This is a genomic window from Clostridium sp. JN-1 (genome assembly GCF_003718715.1).
Taxonomy (GTDB): domain Bacteria; phylum Bacillota; class Clostridia; order Clostridiales; family Clostridiaceae; genus Clostridium_AV.
On sequence record NZ_CP033465.1, the window covers coordinates 1,980,021 to 1,995,417 of the forward strand.

Annotated in this window: 14 protein-coding genes, 1 tRNA gene and 1 other RNA gene; 2 read left to right on the forward strand and 14 right to left on the reverse strand. The window is 30.9% G+C overall.

Annotated features, from left to right (window positions below):
* Positions 1–143: 143 nt before the first annotated feature.
* The 10 genes from EBB51_RS09445 to polA form a co-directional block, all read right to left on the reverse strand.
* The gene (locus tag EBB51_RS09445) at positions 144–1,544 is read right to left on the reverse strand and encodes a [FeFe] hydrogenase, group A (RefSeq protein WP_190285259.1); all 1,401 of its coding nucleotides are present in this window, start codon (positions 1,542–1,544) and stop codon (positions 144–146) included.
* Positions 1,545–1,576: 32 nt separating this feature from the next.
* On the reverse strand, positions 1,577–2,128 hold the full coding sequence (locus tag EBB51_RS09450) for a 4Fe-4S dicluster domain-containing protein (RefSeq protein WP_123054243.1): 552 nt from the start codon (positions 2,126–2,128) through the stop codon (positions 1,577–1,579).
* Positions 2,129–2,165: 37 nt separating this feature from the next.
* Positions 2,166–2,930 carry a 2Fe-2S iron-sulfur cluster-binding protein gene (locus EBB51_RS09455; RefSeq protein ID WP_123054244.1) on the reverse strand — a complete coding sequence of 255 codons (765 nt, stop codon included), beginning with the start codon at positions 2,928–2,930 and terminating at the stop codon, positions 2,166–2,168.
* A gap of 15 nt (positions 2,931–2,945) precedes the next feature.
* On the reverse strand, positions 2,946–4,751 hold the full coding sequence (locus EBB51_RS09460; protein WP_123054245.1) for an NADH-quinone oxidoreductase subunit NuoF: 1,806 nt from the start codon (positions 4,749–4,751) through the stop codon (positions 2,946–2,948).
* A complete protein-coding gene (gene nuoE, locus EBB51_RS09465) occupies positions 4,751–5,239 on the reverse strand; it encodes an NADH-quinone oxidoreductase subunit NuoE (RefSeq protein WP_123054246.1) in 489 nt (162 codons plus the stop codon). The genes EBB51_RS09460 and nuoE overlap by 1 nt, the downstream gene beginning before the upstream one ends.
* A 510-nt stretch (positions 5,240–5,749) precedes the next feature.
* Positions 5,750–5,943, reverse strand: a non-coding RNA gene (gene ssrS, locus EBB51_RS09470) — 6S RNA.
* A gap of 11 nt (positions 5,944–5,954) precedes the next feature.
* Positions 5,955–6,038 (reverse strand) — tRNA-Leu (locus EBB51_RS09475).
* 187 nt (positions 6,039–6,225) lie between these two features.
* Positions 6,226–6,774, reverse strand: coding sequence for a lytic transglycosylase domain-containing protein (locus tag EBB51_RS09480; RefSeq protein WP_190285260.1), 549 nt, complete (start codon positions 6,772–6,774; stop codon positions 6,226–6,228).
* Positions 6,775–6,794: 20 nt separating this feature from the next.
* Complete coding sequence (coaE, locus tag EBB51_RS09485) at positions 6,795–7,412, reverse strand: dephospho-CoA kinase (RefSeq protein ID WP_123054247.1); 618 nt, start codon at positions 7,410–7,412, stop codon at positions 6,795–6,797.
* 14 nt (positions 7,413–7,426) lie between these two features.
* The gene (polA, locus tag EBB51_RS09490; protein WP_123054248.1) at positions 7,427–10,066 is read right to left on the reverse strand and encodes a DNA polymerase I; all 2,640 of its coding nucleotides are present in this window, start codon (positions 10,064–10,066) and stop codon (positions 7,427–7,429) included.
* Between the two features lie 260 nt (positions 10,067–10,326).
* Between polA and EBB51_RS09495 the strand changes: the two genes are divergently transcribed.
* The gene (locus EBB51_RS09495) at positions 10,327–10,971 is read left to right on the forward strand and encodes a hypothetical protein (RefSeq protein WP_123054249.1); all 645 of its coding nucleotides are present in this window, start codon (positions 10,327–10,329) and stop codon (positions 10,969–10,971) included.
* A 21-nt stretch (positions 10,972–10,992) separates the two neighbouring features.
* Here EBB51_RS09495 and EBB51_RS13970 read toward each other — a convergent pair whose 3' ends face one another.
* The 3 genes from EBB51_RS13970 to EBB51_RS09505 form a co-directional block, all read right to left on the reverse strand.
* Complete coding sequence (locus EBB51_RS13970; RefSeq protein WP_279221785.1) at positions 10,993–11,118, reverse strand: hypothetical protein; 126 nt, start codon at positions 11,116–11,118, stop codon at positions 10,993–10,995.
* 212 nt (positions 11,119–11,330) lie between these two features.
* A complete protein-coding gene (locus tag EBB51_RS09500; protein WP_190285261.1) occupies positions 11,331–12,728 on the reverse strand; it encodes an amino acid permease in 1,398 nt (465 codons plus the stop codon).
* A 391-nt stretch (positions 12,729–13,119) separates the two neighbouring features.
* Positions 13,120–13,440 carry a cupin domain-containing protein gene (locus EBB51_RS09505; protein ID WP_123054250.1) on the reverse strand — a complete coding sequence of 107 codons (321 nt, stop codon included), beginning with the start codon at positions 13,438–13,440 and terminating at the stop codon, positions 13,120–13,122.
* A gap of 273 nt (positions 13,441–13,713) precedes the next feature.
* Between EBB51_RS09505 and EBB51_RS13875 the strand changes: the two genes are divergently transcribed.
* Complete coding sequence (locus EBB51_RS13875; protein ID WP_123054251.1) at positions 13,714–14,130, forward strand: hypothetical protein; 417 nt, start codon at positions 13,714–13,716, stop codon at positions 14,128–14,130.
* 134 nt (positions 14,131–14,264) lie between these two features.
* Here EBB51_RS13875 and EBB51_RS09515 read toward each other — a convergent pair whose 3' ends face one another.
* Positions 14,265–15,341, reverse strand: coding sequence for a Xaa-Pro peptidase family protein (locus EBB51_RS09515; RefSeq protein WP_123054252.1), 1,077 nt, complete (start codon positions 15,339–15,341; stop codon positions 14,265–14,267).
* Positions 15,342–15,397 lie beyond the last annotated feature (56 nt).

Below are 15,397 nucleotides of genomic sequence, written 5' to 3' on the forward strand. Positions count from 1 at the left end.
TTACTTATTCACAAATTCCAATTTAGCTGTCTTACGACATTTGTCTTTAAATTTACTGAAAGAAGAAAAAAGTTCAAAGAAAAATTTAAATTTAAAGATTCTTTTGCGTTAGCAAAAAATCAACCTTCACTGTCCTATGTCCTCTAAAAATGCGAAGCATTTTTCCTAGATACATACTTTGTATGAAGCAATTCATGGGACTTATTTCCCAAAGGTTCTTTTAAAAATTCTTTATAAATTTCTTTTATAGCAGGGTTTTCATGAGATTTTCTTATGCTTAAATTGACATCATGTTGATATATAGATTTCTTTCTATTACTATAAGCTTGTTCTCTATCAGAATCCATAAATAACTTAGGCTGACCGCCGCCGCTTATGCATCCTTCCGGACATGTCATCACTTCTATAAAATGTAAGTCACACTTTCCTTCTTTTATAGATTCTAAAACAGGCTTAACATTTTTAAGTCCTGATGCTACACCAACTTTAAGTTTCAAATCTCCAAGTTCAATTTCAGCTGTTCTAAATCCTTCTCCTCCTCTTACCATAGTAAGATCTAGATTAGGGATTGGCTTTTTAGTTACAAGTTCATAGCCAGTTCTAATGGCTGCCTCCATAACTCCTCCAGTTGAACCAAATATAGTTCCTGCACCAGAATATTCTCCAAGTGGATCATCAAAGTTTTCCTCTTGTAATTCATAGAAATCTATTCCCTCATCTTTTAGAAGTTGTGCTAATTCCCTAGTAGTTATAACTAAATCCACATCCCTATATCCACTATCTTGCATTTCTTCTCTTTCGCATTCAAATTCTTTACAAGTACAAGGCATTACTGATACGCTGTAAATTCTACCAGGTTTAATTCCATTTATTTTTGCACCATAAGTCTTAAATACTGCACCAGACATTTGCTGTGGTGACTTACAGGTTGAAAGATGATCCAAAAGTTCGGGATATGTTTGTTCTATATATTTTATCCATGCAGGACAGCATGATGTAAACATAGGTAAATTTTTATTCTCTTTTAATCTAGATATTAATTCACTTCCTTCTTCCATTATAGTAAGATCTGCTCCAAAATTTGTATCATAAACTTTGTCAAATCCTAACTTTCTAAGCGATGCAGCCATTTTACCTGGAGTTAGCGTTCCAAGAGGCAGTCCAAAATCTTCACCTAATGCAACTCTAACTGATGGTCCGCACTGAACAACTTTAAACATATCTTTATTTCTAAGCATTTCCTTCAATTTTTTTACTTGTCCAAGACTATAAGCTGCAAAAATTGGCTCTCTTACACTCATGAGCATTCCTCTATCAAAAAGCTTTTTACTTCTCGGAGCAGAAGTTTCTTTATCTGTAGGTAAATATCCCTTACAAATTTGTACACATTGCCCGCACATAATACATTTATCTACATTTATAGTCTGTGGTTTTTCATCTTCACCTTCTATGGCATCAACAGGACATACTTCTGCACAGCGTCTGCAACCCGTACACAATTCTTTATCTATATTTATTATGGGATTATTCAACATATACAACATTCCCTTCTTTTCACATTCATTTTAATACTCAACTATAATCCGCTGTCTGACATAAGCTCTAATGCAGCTTTAATATTATGGTCCCTCTTATCCTCTTCGGGATTTACTACCCTTAAAGCATCTTTAGGACATGCTTTTACACAATTAGGTTCCCCACCAGCATTTTTACATAAATCACACTTATAAGCTATTAACTTTAACTTTCTATTTATTCCACCATCAACTGATTTACTTTCAAATTTAGGCATTAAATCTACAGCACCTATAGGACATACAATCGTACAAGTTTTGCAGCCTATACATAACTTTTGATTTACTACTATATTTCCATTCTCATACGTAATAGCTTTTGTTGGACATACTTTTGCACAATGTGAATCTTCGCATTGTCTGCATTGAATTCTTATACTATATTCTTTATTTTTAACAATAAACGCCCTTGGAACAATTGGTGTATCCATATTGCCTACTGTCAATCCTCTGCCGTTTTCTCTATGATTTGCTGCACAAGCTACCTCACACGAACGACAATTTATACACTTTTTAGGATCTATCAAAACAAAAGGATTGAGTTCTAATTTCATTTTATAATTTACCACCCTTCTTTTAGTTTCGTATCATCTAAATATCATAATCTTTGTACATTTTTGCAATTTGCTTAGAACTTTTTTCTCTTTTACATTTATCACACATAACCTTACTTAAATCTAATTCCATACCTGCTCTCTTATATGCAAATCTGATATGTTCTTCTGCAGCAAAGTACTCACCGCACACACTGCACTTTACCATTTTGAATTTTTTACCCCAGATTTCCATACAGCCATCCTTTTGAGTTATCTTTATGGCATTAGTTGGGCAGACATTAGCACATGAACCGCAGCCTATGCAATCTGGTGAAATTTCATTGTATGGAGTTGATACATCTTTATATATTCCCCTGTTTACAGTAGATATAGCCCCTATCCCAAGTTCGTCACAAGCTCTAGTGCACAATCCACAAATAACACAATTTTCCGCCCTGTCTAATTTAAATCTTTCAATTCTATGCTCATCAACATTGAAAAATTTAGCTAAATCATCAATTTCCTTATTTTCAGGGCATCTAGCTTTTAAAAGCATAACCAAATTTTTTCTCATCCTCTTTATCTTATCTGAATTTGTAACAACTTCTATCTCTTTAGTTACAGGAAATAAGCAAGCTGTAACAACCTTTGTTCTGCCTCTATCTATAACTTCTACCATGCACAATCTACAGCTTCCAATACCAGCCAAGGCATCACTATGACATAATGTAGGTATATATATATTATTTCTTCTTGCAATTTGAAGAATAAATTCTCCACGCTGGCATTCACAAGTCTTTCCATCTATGATTATATTCATAAGAACCACACCCCCTTATTTTACTTTGACCCCATTAAACTTGCACATATTCATACAGTTTCCACATCTTACACACTTTTGAATGTCAATGCTGTGGGGCTCCTTAACTTCTCCATATATTGCACCTGCAGGACAATTCCTCTTACACAAGTCACAGCCTGTACACTTATTAGGGTCTATTACAAATGTTGTAAGCTTTTTACATACACCTGCACGGCATCTCTTATCATGAATATGTTCCTCAAACTCATCTCTAAAATATCTTATTGCAGCTGTAACAGGATTTGGGGCACTCTTGCCTAATCCACATAATGATGCTTGACCTACCATAGAACCTATCTCAAGGAGCTCATCTATATCTCCTTCCCTGCCACTTCCATTACATATATCTGTGAGTATTTCAAGCATTCTCCTTATGCCTTCTCTGCAAGGTACACACTTTCCACATGATTCTTCTGAAAGGAAGCTCAAATAATACCTTGTAACATCCACAATACATGTCCTATCATCCATTACAATCATACCGCCCGAACCCATCATAGAATTAGCTGCTTTAAGAGTGTCATAATCAACTGGAAGGTCTAAGTATTTTTCTGGTAAGCATCCTCCAGATGGTCCGCCTACTTGAACAGCTTTAAATTTTCTATCATTTAAAACTCCACCGCCTATATTAAATATGATTTCCCTTAAAGTTGTACCCATAGGTACTTCTACAAGCCCAGTATTCTTAACTTTACCAACTAGTGAAAATACTTTTGTTCCTTTGCTCTTTTCCATACTTCCTATGGAGTGATACCAATCTCCACCATTTTGAATTATTACAGGAACATCTGCCAAGGTTTCAACATTATTTAATACAGTTGGCTTACCCCACAATCCTTTTTCAGTAGTGTGAATATACTTAGCTCTTGGCTCTCCAACTTTTCCCTCAATAGACGACATAAGTGCTGTAGATTCGCCGCATACAAATGCTCCTCCACCTCTTACTATTTGAATATCAAAAGAAAAATTACTTCCAAGTATACTATCTCCTAATAGGTTATTTTCCCTAGCTATATCTATGGATTTTTGTAAATTTTCTATAGCTAATCTATATTCATCTCTTACATATGCAAAACCTTGATCACTGTGAACTGCATATGCGCATAAAGTCATACCTTCAATAACACTGTAAGGATCTCCTTCCATAATACCCCTATCCATAAATGCACCAGGGTCACCTTCATCACCATTACATACTACATACTTAGGACTAGTATCAATATCTGCAGCAGTTTTCCACTTACGACCAGTAGGAAATCCGGCTCCTCCTCTTCCTCTTAACCCTGAAATTGATATTTCATGCAGTACATCTTCAGGCTTCATTTGAGAAATTGCTTTTTTTAAAGCTTCATATCCACCTCTTACTATATAATCACTTATACTTGCAGGATCTATTTCTCCAACATTTCTAAGGGCAATCTTATACTGTCTTTTACAAAACTCACTTTGTTTGTGGTTTTTAAGTCTCTTTTTAGTAGATGTTTCAAAATACAATAGTTTTTCAATAATTTCCCCATTTATCAAGGTCTTTTTTACTATATCTTCTACATCTTGAACTTTAACTTTAAAGTAAGCTATATCATCCGGGTATATTTTTATAACAGGTCCCTTCTCACAGAGTCCATCACATCCAGCAGCTTTTAATTCAAATTTAGTTTTTACTTCAGCATTAGCCCCAAGTTCACTTATTTTGTTTTTAAGTTCTTCATAAACTGCTGTACTATTTTTTGCCAAACAACCTGTTCCGCAGCACACATTAATAGTTTTCTTTTCATCCATTATTTTTCACCCCTATAACTATCAATAATTTCTTTTACAATTTTAGGTGTTAAATTTCCGTAATATTTATCATTTATCATCATAACAGGAGATATAGCACAACAGCCAATGCAGTTAACAGTATTTATTGAAAACATACGATCTTTTGTAGTCTCACCCGGCTTAATTCCAAGATATTTTTCAAGTTCATCAAACACAACCATTGATCCAGCTACATGACATGCTGTTCCATCACATACAGTTATAATATATTTTCCCTTTGGCGTAAGACTCAACGCCTTATAAAAAGTAGCCATTCCATACAGCCTGCTTACAGGTGTATCTAAATACTTTGCTAAAGCTTCTATGGCTTCTCTTGGTATATACTTGTACTTTCTTTGTATATCCTGTAAAATAGCCAAGGTAAACCTTTTCTGTTTAGGGTATTTTTTTATAACATCCGCTGCATCTAAATTATTAGATTTATTTTGTTCCTGTACCGTATCCATCTAAAATTCACCCTCTTATTATTTAATTATTTATAATAAACAGAACAATACTCTGTTTACTCTTTTAAAAAATTACTTGAACATTTGAGTTAAAAGCATATTGAGTATCAATTACATTCATTTTTTAAAATTATTACCTTTACTTTTTAATAAAAAGTTATAACTTTATCCAAAAATTATCGCGCTTATTTTCTTTGAAATTTAAGAATTAATATATTTATACCTAATATAAATGAAAATTGTTTATAATAGCGGTCATTATTTTTTTAAAGTCAAAATAAACAAGTCTTATCAAACAAGATTAGAAAATGTATGATGAGCAAATTTAAGTTTTGTTACTATTCAGAAAATATCAACTATGCAATAATAAACTTGCAATATTTTCTTTTAGTATATTTTAGAATATTATAAATTCAATGTCAAGCGAACCGTAATTCGTAATTTAAAAATATTGCAATGCAAAACAAAAAGAGAGGAAATTCCTCTCTTTTAAAACTATTACATTCAATAGTGAAATCCAAAATACCGTCGCCCTAATTTTGACACCTATCTCCCGATAGGTGGGTGTCCTCACAAATGCTTTTATCGCCCTTATTACCGTTTAAAGGATTCACACAAAAGTACATATCCACATCTAAATGTTGAACTCCCGTTTTTATAATGTAGGTTCAAAACTTAGAGCTTGTCGAATATTTCAGAAGCTATTCAGTTTTAATGGTGCGAAGGATGGGATTTGAACCCACACGATATTACTCGCTACCCCCTCAAAGTAGTGCGTCTGCCGTTCCGCCACCTTCGCTTAATTATAAATTATATAAAAATTATTCGATTGAATCAAAGTAAAAACCTTTTCTAATCAGTATTATACTATTTATTCTGTATTTGTCAATATAGCTTTTTTAAAAACTATTATGCTTATGATAACTTTTTCAAAGCTTATATTATATCTAATTTCGCACAAATAATGTTTTTTAATATTTCATCTTCTAAAGTTTATTTTTATATAAATATTTGTATATATTATAATTTACTTTTACTCTTTTTACATATTTACTTGTTTCTTCAAATGGTATGTAGTGTAAGTTTTTTCCATCATCAGAATGTTCTTTTTCGTTTAGCCACTTTTTTACATTACCTCTTCCACCGTTATATGCAGCCAATACAACTTCTATATTTCCATTAAACTCATTCTTTAAATCATTAATATACCAGCATCCCATTTTAATGTTAAATTCAGGAGTCATGAGCATGTCAACACTAAAATCACTTATACCCATTTTTTTTGCAGCCCATTTAGCAGTCTCTGGGGTAATCTGCATAAGTCCATATGCATTTTTATTTGATATTGCAGCCTCATCAAAATTACTTTCTGCTTTTATAACAGCTGCTATTAAATATGGATCTACATTATACTCGTTTGCATATTTAACAATATAATTTGAATATTGTATTGGGTAAAAATATCTTGCTATAGATTTTCCAAATACCAACACTATAATTACTAGTGCTAAAATTATTTTGATCTTTTTTTTCAATTCATTTTGTGCCCAAGATTCTAAGGCACTCCACCCCCCTTAAATTTTATACCAATTTTGCTTAGTACAATATATAAGTTTTCTTTTGTTTGAGTTATATCACCCGAATTATCTATAATGTAGTCTGCAAACCTTCTTTTTTCCTCTAAAGCCATCTGTGAATTTATTCTAATTAAAACTTGACTTTCTGATAATTCATCTCTTTTTTTAACTCTCTCTATTTGAGTCTTTAAATCCACCCATACTAATAGGTTTATATCCATATATGTATGAAAGTTGTTCTCTATTAATGTAGGTGCGTCCAAGATACAAAACTTTTTTCCATCTTGCTCACACTTTTCTAATCTAATAAATGTTTCCTTACGTATAAATGGCATTATTATTTGTTCATATTTTTTTCTCTCTTCCTTATTTTGAAAAATATAATTTCCAAATTCTTTTCTTTTTAATTTACCATCCTCATCAAAAAAAACATTTCCAAATTCATTTTTTACATCTTGAAGTATCTCAGGGTAAATCTTCAAAACTTCTCTTGCTATAATATCCGCATCTAAAATGTAAAATCCCATATCACAAAGTAGTTTAGAAACAGTACTTTTACCACTTCCAATGCCGCCTGTAAGCCCAATTTTAAGCATAGATATTCCTCCATTTATTTTGTTTCATACCAATTGTCCCCAGTATTTATATCTACCTCTAAAGGTACCTTTAATTCTACAGCACTTTCCATCTCATCTCTAACTAAATTCTTGACATCTTCAATTTCATCTTTATATACATTTAATATTAATTCATCATGAACTTGGAGAATTAAATAACTTTTACAGCCTTTTTCCTTTAGCTTATTGTATACATTAACCATAGCTATCTTTATTATATCTGCTGCACTGCCTTGAATTGGTGTATTCATGGCTAATCTCTTTCCAAATTCTCTCACCATCTTATTAGAAGAATTTATTTCAGGAATAAATCTTCTTCTATTTGCTATAGTAGTCACATACGATTGTTTTTGAGCTTTCTCTATAATATTATCCAAATACTCCTTTACACCAGGATATCTTTCAAAATATTTGTCTATATAATTTCTAGCTTCTTTTCTGGTTATTTTCAAATCCTTGGCAAGACTAAAATCACCTATGCCATAAACTATGCCAAAATTTACAGCTTTAGCATTACTTCTCTGGGTATGTGTTACTTCATCCATTGGAACATTGAACACTTCTGATGCCGTTTTCGTATGAATATCACTATGATTTAAAAATGCATCTATTAAATTACTGTCATTTGCTATGTGTGCAAGTACCCTGAGTTCTATTTGTGAATAATCAGCAGACAATATCACTGAATCTTTTTCAGGTATAAATATTTTTCTTATCTCTTTTCCCATTTCATACTTTACCGGTATGTTTTGCAAGTTTGGCTCAGTGCTAGAAAGTCGTCCAGTAGTTGTAACTGTCTGATTAAAGCTTGAATGAATCTTATCATCTACATCAATTACAGATTTTAATCCTTCTATATATGTAGAATATAACTTAGTAAGCTGCCTATAATATATTATTTTTTCTATTATAGGATGTTTGTCATAAAGTTTTTCTAGGACTTCTGCATTTGTTGAATATCCAGTTTTAGTTTTCTTTATTACAGGTAAGTCTAGTTTTTCAAATAAGATTTTACCTAATTGCTTTGGAGAATTTATGTTAAATTCTTCATCTGCCATCAAATATATACTTTTCTTGCAGCTTTCAATTTCATTTTTAAACTTTTCCTCTAGTTCTATGAGTTTAGCCTTGTCGACTCTAAACCCTTCATATTCCATTGAAGCTAACACATATATAAGCGGCTGTTCTATATTATACAGTAATTCATTCATATTTTTATCTTCTATAGTATCTTTAAGTACTTTATAGAGTTTAATAAGTAAAATTGTTTTCCTTACTTGGAACTCATCACCTTCTCCAGCTGCATCAATAGTCAAATAGTCTTCTATTATGGTTTCAAGATCATACTTTCCCCTTGAAGAATCTATTAAATAAGCAGCTATTTTAACATCAAACTTGATTCCTCTAAAATTTATGCCTGCTTTTTGGAGCACTGTAAGTGGAAGTTTCACATCATAACTTACTTTTTCAATTTCATCGTCTTCAAAAATAAGCTTTAATAAATCTACTGCAGCTTCACTATCAGCATCATATATTTTTTTAATGTTTATTATATAATTCAAGCCATCTATACTTATGAATATTTTATCTATATAGCTTTTAGAATAGCTATTTTTATCTTCAATCTTAAAAGTCAAATACAAGCTTTCTTTTTTCTTACAAGTATCTAATATATTATATACAACTTTTTTTAATTTTTCTAAGTCGCTGGCTAATTCAAATTTTAATGTATCTTTAAAACTTTCACCGCTGTCTTGATTTTTAGGTAATTTTATTTTATCAATCAAAGATTTAAATTGAAGTCTCATAAACAATTTTTTGAGAGCACTCTCATCATAATTATCTTTTGATTTTATATCATCCAAATTAATCTCTATGGGTACATCAGTTACAATAGTTGCTAACTTCTTGCTAAATATTGCCTGGTCACTGTACTGTCTTAAATTCTCCTTAATTTTATTTCCTTTTATATTATCAATATTCATTAATACATTTTCTATGCTTCCATATTCTTTTATTAGTTTAAAAGCTGTCTTTTCACCTATGCCGGGTACTCCAGGTATATTATCTGACTTATCACCCATAAGACCTTTTACATCTATAAATTGAGCAGGTGTTACTCCAAACTCATCTATCATTCTATTTTTATCATATATTTCTTTTTCAGTAACCCCTTTTTTTGTTATTACAACTTTTACACTATCTGCTGCAAGCTGCAGTGCATCTTTATCTCCTGTAACTACATACACTTCTATATTTTCTTCTCCTGCAAATTTAGAAAGTGTACCTATTATATCATCTGCCTCAAATCCATCTATCTCAAATATATTTATGGAAAGCAATTTTAGTATTTCTTTAATTATTGGAAATTGTTCTTCTAATTCAGGAGGCATTCTTTTTCTACCAGCCTTATAGTCCTTATATTCATTATGTCTAAATGTTGGAGCCTTTTTATCAAAAGTACATACTATATAATCTGCTTTTATCTCTTCTTTCATTTTAAGTAACATTGTAATAAATCCGTATACAGCATTAGTATGTATTCCTTCAGAATTAGTAAGCGGCGGAAGAGCATAAAATGTTCTATTCATAATACTATTACCATCAAGTACTAGTAATTTTTGTTTTAACATGTTAAACCTCCTATTTAATAGATATCAAACTCTTGAACTTCTTTATTATAACATCTTAATATACTATTCTCTATAAAACTTATAATTAACTTTAATTTATAAAATATAATGTATTTTTATACTTTGTGTTAATATAAACCATTTCATCCTCCTTAATCAATATAATCCTTTAATTTCATCATATAGATCCATATCCCTGTACATAATGTTATTTGAATATTATGATAGTTAGCCTAAAATAGACAGCGGGAGGGGTTTATTTGTTAACTTATGAATTTAAAAAAAACATACCTGTATTCAAATGTGATTTCTGTGGAAAATGCAGTGGATTTTTAGAATCTACATCTAAGTGTGATATAAAAAACAGAGGATGCTGCTGGTACTTTCCTAAGTACAACTTAGTGGACATCAAAAATATACTAAATCTAAATAAAGAATCTTTTATTTATAAAATATGTAATATGAAAAATTCTTATGTAAGTCAGTATCATATACAAGTAAGCGGTAAGTTTTTTAAAAATGATTATAATAAATATATATTATATGGAAGTGAAATTTCAGGTTTTAAAACAAAGTTTTTTTTCAGAATTTGTCCATTTTTCAAAAGACACGGATGCAGCTTAGATTTTTCACTAAGACCGCATCCGTGTAATTTATATCTTTGTAGAGAAATAATAGACTGGTGTAATGATAACTATAATACATATTCAACTGAAAGAAAAGATTACTATGCATACTGTAATTACTTTCATGAATGTATAAAACAGTCACTAATAGAAGCTAATACTGATTTATCTAAAAATATTAAGCAAAGTTTATCTATTATTAAGAAATTTGATATGCCGCTTTTCCACGGCAGAGATCTTGACAATTTAGAATTTCATAAAAAAGCAGCAGATTTTTAAAATCTGCTGTTTTTTATCAAGTTAATCCTTAAATATTCTGCCTATCATTTCAAATAAAAATTTATGAGATCCTCTATCTTTCATAGTAACTTTTCTTTTACTTTTTTCCAAACTGCTCTTTTTAAGTTTTGGAGTTTGCTTTTTCATATAATCACACCCCCCATTATATTATTCAAAGTTAGAATTTATATTTTGTACTTACTAAATAAGTTTATACCAAATTTAAAACTCGAGTAGAAAAACTTGTTATTTATATATATACTACATTATTATAGTATTAAAATTAGTTCTTGTCACTATCTTACTTGTATAAAAATAGAACCCCATATATAGGGTCCTACTTTTTTACTTAAATTATGTTACTTATTTTCATTAGCTTTAGCTTTTTTATTAAAACCAAGTGCATAATAACAAATTAACAAAATTGCAAACCAAATAGGTGCAATGATAAGTGCTATCAGTGTATCATGGTTGAAGAACATCATAAAGACTACAAATATTAAAAATGCTAAGGCAATCCAGTTGCAGTAAGGGTATCCAATCATAGGGAACTTTAATTTCTTTACTTGTTCATCTGTAAGTCTTTTTCTGAATTTCATTTGACATACTAATATTACTCCCCATGTCCAAATTGCTCCAAAAGTTGCAACACTAGTTACATACGTAAATACTTTTGAAGGAACAACATAATTTAGTAACACTCCTATTAATAAGAAACCTGCTGAAATTATTATACCATTCTTTGGCACCTTTGTTTTACTTAATTCAGAAAACTTTTTTGGTGCTGTTCCTTGAAGTGAGAGATTATAAAGCATACGGCCTGTACTAAAAATACCACTATTACATGAAGATAAAGCTGCTGTTAATACAACAAAGTTTATTATACCTGCTGCTGCTGCAATTCCAAGTTTACTAAATGTTAAAACAAATGGACTTCCAGTCGTTCCTATTTCATTCCATGGATAAATTGCCATAATTACAAAAAGTGCACCTACGTAAAATATTAATATCCTATATATAACTTTATTTATAGCTGATGGTATAGTCTTTTCAGGATTTTGTGCTTCGCCTGCTGTTACTCCAATAAGTTCAGTCCCAAGAAATGCAAATGTAACCATAACTACTGATGAAATTGCTCCACCTATACCTTTAGGGAAGAAACCTCCATGGCTCCATAAATTTGAAATACCAATTGGTTTGCCTCCATTTCCTAAACCAAATATAATCATAAAGGCACCTAAAACAATCAGCGCAATGATTGTAACAACTTTAATTAATGCAAACCAGAATTCAAATTCTCCATAAGCTTTTACAGCTATTAGATTTATACAAGTCATTATAATAACTGCAAGAAGAGCTGGTATCCACTGCGGCATCGATGGTATCCAAAACTTAACATACACACCTACTGCCGTAACTTCTGCCATACATGTTGTAATCCACATAAACCAATAAGTCCATCCAGTTAAATACCCAGCAAGTGGGCTGATAAATTCAGTAGCATAAGCACTAAAAGATCCAGAAACCGGATATGAAACTGCTATTTCACCAAGTGCTCTCATAATAAAAAACATCATAATTCCAGCAACAAGATATACAAAAAGAATTGATGGTCCTGCTTGCTGAATTGTAGTTGCTGACCCTAAAAATAAGCCAACACCAATTGCTCCACCAAGTGCAATTAATTGAATATGCCTTCCTTGAAGACCACGTTCAAGATCTTCATTCAGCGCATTTTGTTTATTTTGTTCACCCATTTGAACCCTCCTCAAATCTTAATTTAAATAGTTTAATATTTTCCTATCGTGCTATATTATTGTCGCACATTTAAATCAATCAAGATTGATTATTGCAGTAAAAAGTTTTATGATACTGTTCCAAATATTCAGAATTAATAATTTAATAATATCATATTTTTTATATTCTTGCAACAATTTTATATTTTACCGATAAAATACAGTTCAAATTATTCATTTTTTCAATATTTATGGATGATGATTACATTAATCAACCATAAAATACAAAATATTACAAATATAATTTGAACAAATATATAAAGCATATCTACTAAAATGAATTTTTATTAGATATGCCTTATAATTATTCTAATTTTCAATAAATATGAATCGTAATATAATTATCTTTAATTTAATAAAAACCTTCCATTTGAGGAGTAAATACATTCAATATAATTGAATCTTCTAACGCTAAAATTCCATGACTAGCATTTGGTTTAACATAATAACTGTCACCCGTTCTCAATATTTCTTTTTTTCCTTCAAGTTCGAGCTCAAAACTACCTTTCAATATATAGCTTATTTGTTCATTTTTATGGGAGTGAATAACTTCAACTGCCCCCTTTAAAAAGTGGAATTCTACTCCCATTAAATTTCCTCCATGGGAAATTACCTTTTTTGAAATCCCATCATCTATATTTTTAAGTTTAGCATTATTATTTTTTATTATCATTTAGCTATACCTCCCGAGCATAATTGTATTTATATAGCATTTTATTTAATTATACCAATTTTTTAAAATTATATGTACATTTTTATAATAAATTTATAAGATTAATATAAAATATTAACAATAGTCTAACTTATCATTAAATTTTAACTGCAGATTGCAAAGGTAAATTTAAACTATTTAATTTTAAAATTGTGATTTGCATTAGTATTTTGTAACACATTTAAAAATCTTTTCATATCATATTAGTATAAATTGTTCTTATGGAGGTTTTTTATGTATCCTTACAGAAACAAAACAGAAGACTCTGAAAATGTCACTGATGAAGACCGCCATTCTAATCATGATCAAAACAATCATGATGATGAATCCAAGTCTGAACAGCGTATGAACTCATGTCCTATGACCCAGCCAGCATTTATGAATTACTATGAAATGATGCATTCCCCATCTATGAAATGTCCTATGATGACAAATCAAGATAGCTATAGTGACGATGATGATGATTATGACGACTATGATGACTATGACTACTATGATGATGATAACGCAGATGACCCTTATGATTACTACAACAGCAGCGATGATGATGATGCTTACAGAAGTGGAAAACATAGAAGGCGCAGAAGACGCAGAAGAAGACGCAGAAGACCTTACCCTCCTTATTTTTGTCCTTTCTTCCAATGTAGATAGATAATTAGTATAAAGGGACTGCTGCACTTAAGCAATTTACATACAATATGTTGTTTTGTAAGTCAAAAATCAATACAACATATTGTATAAATTGCTCTTAGTGCAGCAGTCCCTTTTTCTGTAAGTATGTTTTATTATTCAACCACTGTTATATCTTTTGGATAGTGGTTCAATATTTCACATCCATCTTCAGTTGCAATTACTAAATCCTCTATACGTACTCCAACATCACCTGGAAGATAAATTCCCGGCTCAATTGAAAAAATTTGACCTGGTCTAACTATATCAGTATTAACTGAAGAAACATCTCCAAAATCGTGATCTTCTATTCCTATCGAATGTCCAAGTCTATGAGTGAAGTATTTTCCATATCCCTTTTCTGTAATGTAATCTCTAGCTGCAGCATCTATATCGCAAAATCTAACCCCAGCTTTGACCTTTTCTATTCCCCTCTTATTGGCTTCAAGAACTATATTATATACTTCTTTGCTGTGGTCTGAAACATGCTTGTAGAAAACAGTTCTAGTAATATCTGAACAATATGAATCCTTTTTACATCCTATATCAATGACTACACTGTCTCCTTCTTTAACAGTTGAGCCATCCATTACATGATGTGGATCAGCCGCATTAGCACCATAGCCTACAATTGGATCAAACGAATGTCCTTCTGCTCCTAATTCTTCCCATATATCAGAAAGTATTTTACCCATTTTCTTCTCTGAGTATTTTTTTGGAACAAGGTTTATCATTTTGCCTACTGCAATATCGTCAAGTTTAGATGCATTCCTCATCAATTGTTTTTCTGTTTCATCTTTACAAGCTCTCACTTTATCTATAATTCCAGAAGCATTTATAAAAGTACTTCCGCCTTTTAATTCCATTAACTGAAGTAAAAAGCGAGCTGGCCAATTTTTATCTACACCCATTGGTTTATCTTTTTCAACATATTTTGCTAAAATTTCAACAGGATTTTGTATATCATTATACACTACCTTCTCCACACCTAAATCTTCATTTATAGGAAATAACTCATTTATAAATAACTTATTATTTCCATTCAATGTTATATAAAGTGCAAGCATCCTCTCTCCTGGCAAAATCCATCTTCCAGTTAAATAAAATATTGAGCATGGATCAGAAACTATCATCTGCGGTATTTTTTCACTTTCCATAAGTTTTAAAACTTTTTTAAGTCTTTCTTGTATCATTATAAATCCCCTCCTCATAATAATTATATTTGATTTTCTACAATTTGTAGAAAGTT

Coding starts and splice junctions, on each gene's coding strand:
- EBB51_RS09445 (WP_190285259.1), bottom strand. CDS start 1,544: ATGTTGTATATGTTGAATAATCCCATAATAAATATAGATAAAGAATTG.
- EBB51_RS09450 (WP_123054243.1), bottom strand. CDS start 2,128: ATGAAATTAGAACTCAATCCTTTTGTTTTGATAGATCCTAAAAAGTGT.
- EBB51_RS09455 (WP_123054244.1), bottom strand. CDS start 2,930: ATGAATATAATCATAGATGGAAAGACTTGTGAATGCCAGCGTGGAGAA.
- EBB51_RS09460 (WP_123054245.1), bottom strand. CDS start 4,751: ATGGATGAAAAGAAAACTATTAATGTGTGCTGCGGAACAGGTTGTTTG.
- nuoE (WP_123054246.1), bottom strand. CDS start 5,239: ATGGATACGGTACAGGAACAAAATAAATCTAATAATTTAGATGCAGCG.
- coaE (WP_123054247.1), bottom strand. CDS start 7,412: ATGCTTAAAATTGGGCTTACAGGCGGCATTGGAAGTGGTAAAAGTACT.
- polA (WP_123054248.1), bottom strand. CDS start 10,066: ATGTTAAAACAAAAATTACTAGTACTTGATGGTAATAGTATTATGAAT.
- EBB51_RS13970 (WP_279221785.1), bottom strand. CDS start 11,118: ATGAAAAAGCAAACTCCAAAACTTAAAAAGAGCAGTTTGGAAAAAAGT.
- EBB51_RS09500 (WP_190285261.1), bottom strand. CDS start 12,728: ATGGGTGAACAAAATAAACAAAATGCGCTGAATGAAGATCTTGAACGT.
- EBB51_RS09505 (WP_123054250.1), bottom strand. CDS start 13,440: ATGATAATAAAAAATAATAATGCTAAACTTAAAAATATAGATGATGGG.
- EBB51_RS13875 (WP_123054251.1), top strand. CDS start 13,714: ATGTATCCTTACAGAAACAAAACAGAAGACTCTGAAAATGTCACTGAT.
- EBB51_RS09515 (WP_123054252.1), bottom strand. CDS start 15,341: ATGATACAAGAAAGACTTAAAAAAGTTTTAAAACTTATGGAAAGTGAA.